At 67.3% G+C, this 7,853-nt stretch carries 7 protein-coding genes; 2 read left to right on the top strand and 5 right to left on the bottom strand.

What is annotated here, in order from left to right:
• Window positions 1-366 precede the first annotated feature (366 nt).
• Window positions 367-3,234, top strand: coding sequence for a valine--tRNA ligase (locus AC6EI8_RS21920; protein WP_498382875.1), 2,868 nt, complete (start codon window positions 367-369; stop codon window positions 3,232-3,234).
• Window positions 3,235-3,377: 143 nt separating this feature from the next.
• The gene (galU, locus tag AC6EI8_RS21925) at window positions 3,378-4,247 is read left to right on the top strand and encodes a UTP--glucose-1-phosphate uridylyltransferase GalU (protein WP_149316927.1); all 870 of its coding nucleotides are present in this window, start codon (window positions 3,378-3,380) and stop codon (window positions 4,245-4,247) included.
• Window positions 4,248-4,400: 153 nt separating this feature from the next.
• Here the strand turns inward: galU and AC6EI8_RS21930 are convergent, their stop codons facing one another.
• From AC6EI8_RS21930 to AC6EI8_RS21950, 5 genes are all read right to left on the bottom strand, one after another.
• A complete protein-coding gene (locus AC6EI8_RS21930; RefSeq protein ID WP_006578930.1) occupies window positions 4,401-4,628 on the bottom strand; it encodes a sulfurtransferase TusA family protein in 228 nt (75 codons plus the stop codon).
• Window positions 4,629-4,683: 55 nt separating this feature from the next.
• Window positions 4,684-5,271 carry an NUDIX domain-containing protein gene (locus tag AC6EI8_RS21935; protein ID WP_226107428.1) on the bottom strand — a complete coding sequence of 196 codons (588 nt, stop codon included), beginning with the start codon at window positions 5,269-5,271 and terminating at the stop codon, window positions 4,684-4,686.
• A gap of 111 nt (window positions 5,272-5,382) precedes the next feature.
• Window positions 5,383-6,414: a threonine aldolase family protein gene (locus AC6EI8_RS21940; RefSeq protein WP_149316925.1), complete on the bottom strand. Its 1,032-nt coding sequence runs from the start codon at window positions 6,412-6,414 to the stop codon at window positions 5,383-5,385.
• A gap of 94 nt (window positions 6,415-6,508) precedes the next feature.
• Entirely contained in the window at window positions 6,509-6,697 is a 189-nt protein-coding gene (locus AC6EI8_RS21945; protein ID WP_150084926.1) for a 4-oxalocrotonate tautomerase, read from the bottom strand.
• Window positions 6,698-6,802: 105 nt separating this feature from the next.
• A complete protein-coding gene (locus AC6EI8_RS21950) occupies window positions 6,803-7,588 on the bottom strand; it encodes a class II aldolase/adducin family protein (protein WP_149316923.1) in 786 nt (261 codons plus the stop codon).
• Window positions 7,589-7,853: the final 265 nt, after the last annotated feature.

A 7,853-nucleotide genomic window follows, 5' to 3' on the forward strand; every position in this document is an offset into this window, starting at 1 on the left:
TGACCCGGCCGTCGGCCGACTGCACGCCGGGGGCCCGCGCGCGCCCCGGCAACCCGCCCGGACCGCCATGCGGCGTCCCCTGCCCGAGCCCCCAACGCAGACGATAGGCCCGGCGGCCTGCCGCGACCGTGCTCTAGCGAACGCATCGGCGTCCGCGGAGCGGCGATACTGCGGTTTGTCCTGCGGTGGATGTGGAGGCGGCGCGCGGCGGGCAGGCGCGCCCCGCAAGGGCATTTTGGGCGTCACCGAGCGGGCTCCCCTATAATTTAGGGCTTGTCTCCCTTTGGCCGCGCCCTGCAGGCGCGCACCAGACCGCGAGAGCCGCACCGGCTCGCCGGCCTTCACGCATCGATCGACATCCCAAGCATGACCGCCCAAGACCAGTCCCTAGCCAAGAGCTTCGAACCCGCCGCCATCGAGGCCAAATGGGGCCCCGAGTGGGAAAAACGGGGCATCGCCAGGCCCACCCTCGACCCGGACCGGCCCGATTTCGCCATCCAGCTGCCGCCGCCGAACGTCACCGGCACGCTGCACATGGGACACGCGTTCAACCAGACCATCATGGACGGCCTGGCACGGCACGCGCGCATGCGGGGCGCCAACACGCTGTGGGTGCCCGGGACCGACCACGCCGGCATCGCCACGCAGATCGTGGTCGAGCGCCAGCTCGATGCGCAGGGCGTCTCGCGCCACGACCTCGGCCGCGAGGCTTTCGTGCAGAAGGTCTGGGCCTGGAAGGAGGAATCGGGTTCGACCATCACGCGGCAGGTGCGGCGCATGGGCGCGTCGATCGACTGGAGCCGCGAATATTTCACGATGGACCCGAAGATGTCGCGCGTGGTCACCGAGGTATTCGTGCGCCTGCACGAGCAGGGGCTGATCTACCGGGGCAAGCGGCTGGTCAACTGGGACCCGGTGCTGGGCACCGCCGTGTCCGATCTGGAAGTCGAGAGCGTCGAGGAGGAAGGCTCGCTCTGGCATATCCGCTATCCGCTGGTCGAGCCGGATACGCGGACGGGGCTGACCCATCTGACGGTGGCCACCACCCGCCCGGAAACGATGCTGGGCGACGTCGCGCTGATGGTCCATCCCGAGGACGAGCGCTACGCGCACCTGATCGGCAAGATGGCGAAGCTGCCGCTGACCGATCGCGAGATCCCGGTGATTGCCGACGACTACGTCGACCGCGAATTCGGCACCGGCGTGGTCAAGGTCACGCCGGGCCATGACTTCAACGACTATGCGGTGGGCCAGCGCCACAACCTGCCGCAGCTGTCGGTGCTGACCCTCGACGCGAAGATCGCCGATGGCGCGCCCGCGCAATACGTCGGCCTGGACCGCTTCGAGGCGCGCCGCCGCATCGTCGCCGACCTCGACGCGCAGGGCCTGCTGGTCGAGGTCAAGAAGCACAAGCTGATGACGCCGAAGAGCGAGCGCACCGGCAGCGTGATCGAGCCGATGCTGACCGACCAGTGGTTCGTCGCAATGAGCAAGCCGGCGCCGGAAGGCACCTTCTACCCCGGCCGCTCGATCGCCGAGGTCGCGCTCGACGCCGTGCAGAGCGGCGAGATCCGCCTGATCCCCGAGAACTGGGTCAGCACCTACAACCAGTGGCTGGCCAATATCCAGGACTGGTGCATCTCGCGCCAGCTGTGGTGGGGCCACCAGATCCCGGCCTGGTACGACGAGGCCGGCAACTGCTACGTCGCGCGCACCGAAGAGGAAGCGCGCGCGCAGGCGCAGGCCGCCGGCTTTGCCGGGCCGCTGCGCCGCGACGAGGACGTGCTCGACACCTGGTTCTCCTCGGCGCTGGTGCCGTTCTCCTCGCTGGGCTGGCCCGAGCAGACGCCCGAACTGCAGCACTTCCTGCCGTCGTCGGTGCTGGTTACCGGCTACGACATCATCTTCTTCTGGGTCGCGCGCATGGTCATGATGACCAAGCACTTCACCGGCCAGGTCCCGTTCAAGGACGTGTACGTGCACGGCCTGGTGCGCGACTTCGAAGGCAAGAAGATGAGCAAGTCCGAGGGCAACACGCTCGACCCGGTCGACCTGATCGACGGCATCGAGCTGCCCGAACTGCTGAAGAAGCGCACCACCGGCCTGCGCCGGCCCAAGGATGCGCCGAAGATCGAAGCGAAGACGAAGAAGGAATTCCCCAACGGCATTCCGGCCTTCGGCGCCGACGCGCTGCGCTTCACCTTCGCCTCGCTGGCCACGCTGGGCCGCAACATCAACTTCGACACCGGCCGCTGCGAAGGCTACCGCAACTTCTGCAACAAGCTGTGGAACGCGACCCGCTTCGTGCTGATGAACACCGAGGGGCACGACTGCGGCATGGGGCCGTGCAACCAGGACTGCGGTCCGGACGGCTACCTCGACTTCTCGCAGGCCGACCGCTGGATCGTGTCGTTGCTGCAGCGGGTCGAGGCCGAGGTCGAGAAGGGCTTCGGCGAATACCGATTCGACAATATCGCCAACGCGATCTACAAGTTCGTCTGGGACGAGTACTGCGACTGGTACCTGGAACTGGCCAAGGTGCAGATCCAGAACGGCACGCCGGCGCAGCAGCGCGCCACGCGCCGCACGCTGCTGCGCGTGCTCGAGACCGTGCTGCGGCTCGCGCATCCGATCATCCCGTTCATCACCGAGGAACTGTGGCAGAAGGTCGGCCCGCTGGCCAGTCGCGGCAAGGGCGACGGCAGCGAATCGATCGCGTTGCAGCCCTACCCGCTCGCCGCCGCCGCGAAGATCGACGAAACGGCCGAGGCCTGGGTCGCGCAACTGAAGGCGATGGTCGATGCCTGCCGCAATTTGCGCGGCGAAATGAACATCTCGCCGGCGCAGCGGATCCCGCTGTACGCGCATGGCGACAACGCCTTCCTGCACGCGGCAAAAAACTATATCCAGGCGCTGGCGAAACTTTCCGAGGTTCGCGTCTTCGAAGACGAGCAGACCCTGATGGCCGAAGGCGCCGGTGCGCCGGTCGCCATCGTCGGCGGCAGTCACCTGCTGCTGAAGATCGAGATCGACGTCGCCGCCGAACGCGTGCGCCTCGGCAAGGAGATCCAGCGCATCGGCGGCGAGATCGCCAAGGCCCGCGGCAAGCTGGCCAACGAGAGCTTCGTGGCCAAGGCGCCGGCCGCGGTGGTCGAACAGGAAAACCAGCGGCTGGCCGATTTCGAGCAGACGCTGGCCAAGCTGCAGGACCAGTTGCAACGGCTGCCGGCATGAGGTCGACACCCACCGCGTTCGCGTCGGTGGCGGCCTCGATGTCGGTGTCCGTGCCGGCGGCAGTGCCGGCAGCGCGGTCCAGGGCATGCGCCTTGCTTTAACGCAAGGCTGACGACATCAAAAACTGAGAAGGAGCCTCTTTTATGGAAACCCGCGTCACCAAGGCCGTATTCCCGGTAGCCGGGCTCGGCACCCGTTTCCTGCCCGCTACCAAGGCGAGCCCCAAGGAAATGCTGCCCGTGGTGGACAAGCCGCTGATCCAGTATGCGGTCGAAGAGGCGATGGCTGCCGGCATCACGGAGATGATCTTCGTGACGGGCCGCTCCAAGCGTGCGATCGAGGACCATTTCGACAAGGCCTACGAGCTCGAGGTCGAGCTGGAGGCGAAGAACAAGCAGGCGCTGCTCGAGGTGGTCCGCTCGATCAAGCCGTCGCATGTGGAATGCTTCTACGTGCGCCAGCCCGAGGCGCTCGGCCTCGGCCATGCGGTGCTGTGCGCCGAGAAGCTGGTCGGCGACGCGCCCTTCGCCGTGATGCTGGCGGACGACCTGCTCGACGGCCAGCCGCCGGTCATGAAGCAGATGGTCGACCTCTACAATCATTACAACTGCTCCATCCTGGGTGTGGAAGAAATTGCACCCGAGCAGAGTAAATCTTACGGCGTGGTCGACGGCCGCGAGTGGGACGAAGGCGTGATCAAGGTCGCCGGCATCGTCGAGAAGCCGGACCCGGAAGTGGCACCGTCGAACCTGGGCGTGGTCGGCCGCTATATCCTGACCCCGCGCATCTTCGAACATATCCGCAACCTGAAGCCGGGCGCCGGCGGCGAATTCCAGCTGACGGACGCGATCCAGTCGCTGCTCGGCCAGGAACAGGTGCTGGCCTACCGCTACCAGGGCGTGCGCTACGACTGCGGCAGCAAGCTCGGCTATCTGAAGGCGATGGTCGAGTTCGCGCTGAAGCATCCAGAGGTGCGCGACGAGTTCGGCAGCTATCTGCGCGAGCGGATCTGAGGCGTTCGGCCGGAAGATTGTCCGGACAAGGGCGCCTGCGATCGCGGGCGCCCTTGCCCTCTCGCAGCCCTAAAACAAAAAGCCGCCCGAGGGCGGCTTTGTCGTCTGCGGCCCGAACTGCGGGACCGCTCGGTTGCTGGCCTGCTCGCCCGCTTACCGGCGCTTCATGTAGAACACGAACACCTTGTCGACCTCCTGGTGCGACAGCAGCTCGTTGCCGGTCTGCTTGGCGAAGGCCTGGAAGTCGCGGGTCGCGCCCGGGTCGGTGGCCAGCACCTTCAGCACTTCTCCGCTCGCCATATCGGCCAGCGCCTTCTTGGTCCGCAAAATCGGCAGCGGGCAGTTCAGCCCGCGCGCGTCCACTTCCTTCTGGAACTCCATGGTCTCTTCCTTGTTTCCCTGGTATGGGCGATGTCGGCAAGCCTTCCCTGAGGCTTCATGGCCGGTATTGTAGCGTCGCGCCGGCGCCCTCCGCCCGCAAGGCCTGGCGCGGGTCGGGAATGTCCTCGCCGGTCTGGCGGTCGAAGAAGCGCACCGGATAGCCGCGCGCGGCCAGCCAGTCGGCCACCGCGAAGCCGGTGCCCGCATTCCAGATCCGCATCTTTTCCGGCGCCACCAGCTTGTAGTCGGCCAGCTCCTCCGACAGCGCGATGGTGCCGGTCGCGCGTACGTGGTAGGCGATGATCAGCTCGTTCTTGCGCATGAATTCGTAGACGCCGATCAGCGAAACCGATTGCGCATCGAGGTTGGTCTCTTCCTTCAGCTCGCGCGCCACGCCCGCCTCCGGCGTTTCGTCGCGCTCCAGAAAGCCGGTGACCAGCGCGTACATCGACGGCGGCCACGCGGCATTGCGCGCCAGCAGCAGCTTGCCCTCGTACTCGACCACCGCGGCCAGCACCGGCAGCGGGTTGTCCCACTGCACGAACTGGCAGCCGTCCTGCACGCAGGCCATGCGTTCGCGCCCGGACATCGGCAGCGCCATCAGCGGCGTGCCGCAGTGGGGACAGTAGCGATAGGAGGGCATGGCTCGATTTCCTGTTCGATGGCGCAAGGCGCCGGGGTCAGACAACGGTCCATATGGACACGCCGACAATCACGCGCCGGCAAGCACGCGCCGGCATCCACACGCCCGCAATCACGCGGCGCAGACCTCGCGCATGTCGGCCGCCAGCGCTTCGACCGTCTCGGGCCGCAGGTCCCACGAGCACATGAAGCGGCAGCCGCCGGCGCCGATGAAGGTATAGAAGCGCCAGCCGCGCCCGCGCAGCGCCTCGATCGCCGGCAGCGGCAGCTCGGCGAACACGGCGTTGGCCTGCGTCGGGAACATGATGCGCACGCCGGGAATGCCGGCGATGCGATCGTGCAGCAGCTGCGCCATCGCATTGGCATGGCGGGCGTTGGCCAGCCACACGTCGTTCTCCAGCAGCCCCAGCCACGGCGCGGAGATGAAGCGCATCTTCGAGGCCAGCTGCCCGGCCTGCTTGACGCGATAGGCAAAGTCCTCGGCCAGCTTGCGGTCGAAGAACACCACCGCCTCCCCGACCGGCAGGCCGTTCTTGGTGCCGCCGAAGCACAGCACGTCGACGCCCGCGCGCCAGGTGATCTCGGACGGATGCACGCCCAGCGACGCCACCGCGTTGGCAAAGCGCGCCCCGTCCATATGGACCCGCAGCTGCCGCCGCTTGGCGATGGCCGAGATCGCGCGCACTTCCTCGACCGTATAGACGGTGCCGACCTCGGTCGACTGCGTCAGCGACACGACCTTGGGCTTCGGATAGTGGATGTCGCTGCGGCGCGTGACCAGCGCCTCGACCGCATCCGGCGTCAGCTTGCCGTTGGCGCCCGGCGCGGTCAGCAGCTTCGAGCCGTTGGAGAAGAACTCCGGCCCGCCGCACTCGTCGGTCTCGATATGCGCCAGCTCGTGACAGATCACGGAGTGATACGACTGGCACAGCGCCGACAGCGCCAGCGAATTGGCCGCCGTGCCGTTGAATACGAAGAACACCTCGCAATCGGTCTGGAACAGGTCGCGGATGCGATCGCAGACCTTCTGCGTCCACGAATCGTCGCCATAGGCCTGCTCGTGCCCGCTGCCGTTGGCTTCGAGGAAGTACTTCAGCGATTCCGGGCAGAAGCCGGCGTAGTTGTCCGAGGCGAAATGCTGCATGACGGTTCCGTACAGGGGCGCGAGGCGCCGGTTCGTGGATGCCCGGAGAAGGAACGATGACCAGGAACGATGGCGAGGACGATGTCGACGGGCGTTACTTCTTGTCGGCCCACAGCTCGCCGCCGGTGGCCCAGTTCTCGCGCTTGACGTCGGTGATGATGATGTCGACCGCGCCGGCCGAGCAGCCGAGGGTTTCGCAGGTGACACGGGTCACTTCCTCGACGAACTTGCGCTTCTGCTCGATGGTGCGGCCCTCGAACATCTCTACGTGGAAAGTCGGCATGGATGGCTCCTGTTGTTATGGATGAGTTATGGATGAATGGTGCAAGGACTGAAGCGGGCGCTGCCCTGCGTTGCGCTTGCTCGCGCCGCGTGGCACCCGTCGCGCTCAGTCGCGATACGAGGGATCGATTTTATCGAGTTTGCGCAGCAGCGACGGCCATTCCAGCGCGCCCTCGATGGCGCCGCCGTCGTCGAGCTGGGCCGAGGTCCGCGTCGCCACCTCGACCGAGGGCAGCACCACGCGCGTGGCGGTCAGCGCGCCGAGCTGGATTTCGCAGGCCTTGATCAGCGTGGCCATCAGCACATGGGCCTCGGCCACGGTACGGCCGACCGTCAGCGTGCCGTGGTTGCGCAGCAGCATGGCGGGATGGCTGCCCAGCGAGGCGGTCAGCCGCGCGCCCTCGGCCGGCGTGAAGGCCAGGCCCTCGTAGTCGTGATAGGCGAGCCGGCCGTAAAAGCGCATCGCATGCTGCGACAGCGGCAGCAGCCCGTCGGCCTGGGCCGACACCGCGACGCCGGCGGTATTGTGCAGGTGCATCACGCAGACCGCGTCCGGACGCGCCGCGTGCACGGCCGCATGCAGCGCAAACCCGGTCACGTTGACCGGATGCGGGCTGTCGCCGACCACCTCGCCGCGGCCGTTGATCTTGACCAGGTCCGACGCGCGGATCTCGTCGAAGGCATGGCCGAACGGGTTGATCAGGAAGTGGTCCGGCTCGCCGGGCACCGTCGCCGAGATATGCGTGTAGATCAGGTCGTCCCAGCCGGCCAGCGCGCACAGCCGGTACGCCGCGGCGAGATCGACGCGCATGCGGCGCTCGGCTTCGGAAACGGTGGCCGAAGCGTTGGCGGAAGCGCCGGTGGCGCGGGCGGGTTGCAGGGCGAAGGACATCGATGGCTCCTTGCGCCGTCGGCGATGCCGGCCCGCGGGCCGGTTGCCGATGGCGGCGAAGGCGATACTGTAGCCGAAGCGCGCAGGGGCGTGGATTGGGCCGGCTCGCCGCGCCCAGCTGCTCGCCGGCCCAGCCCGCTCGGGTCAGCCCGCCCAACCCTGCCCGGCCTCCTCTACCCAACTCTGCCCCAGCTCTGCCCAGCTCTGCCCGGCCCAACTCTGCCCGGCCCAACTCTGCCCGGCCCAGCTCGGCCCGGCCCAGCTC

This window comes from Cupriavidus sp. R6-3, assembly GCF_059772245.1.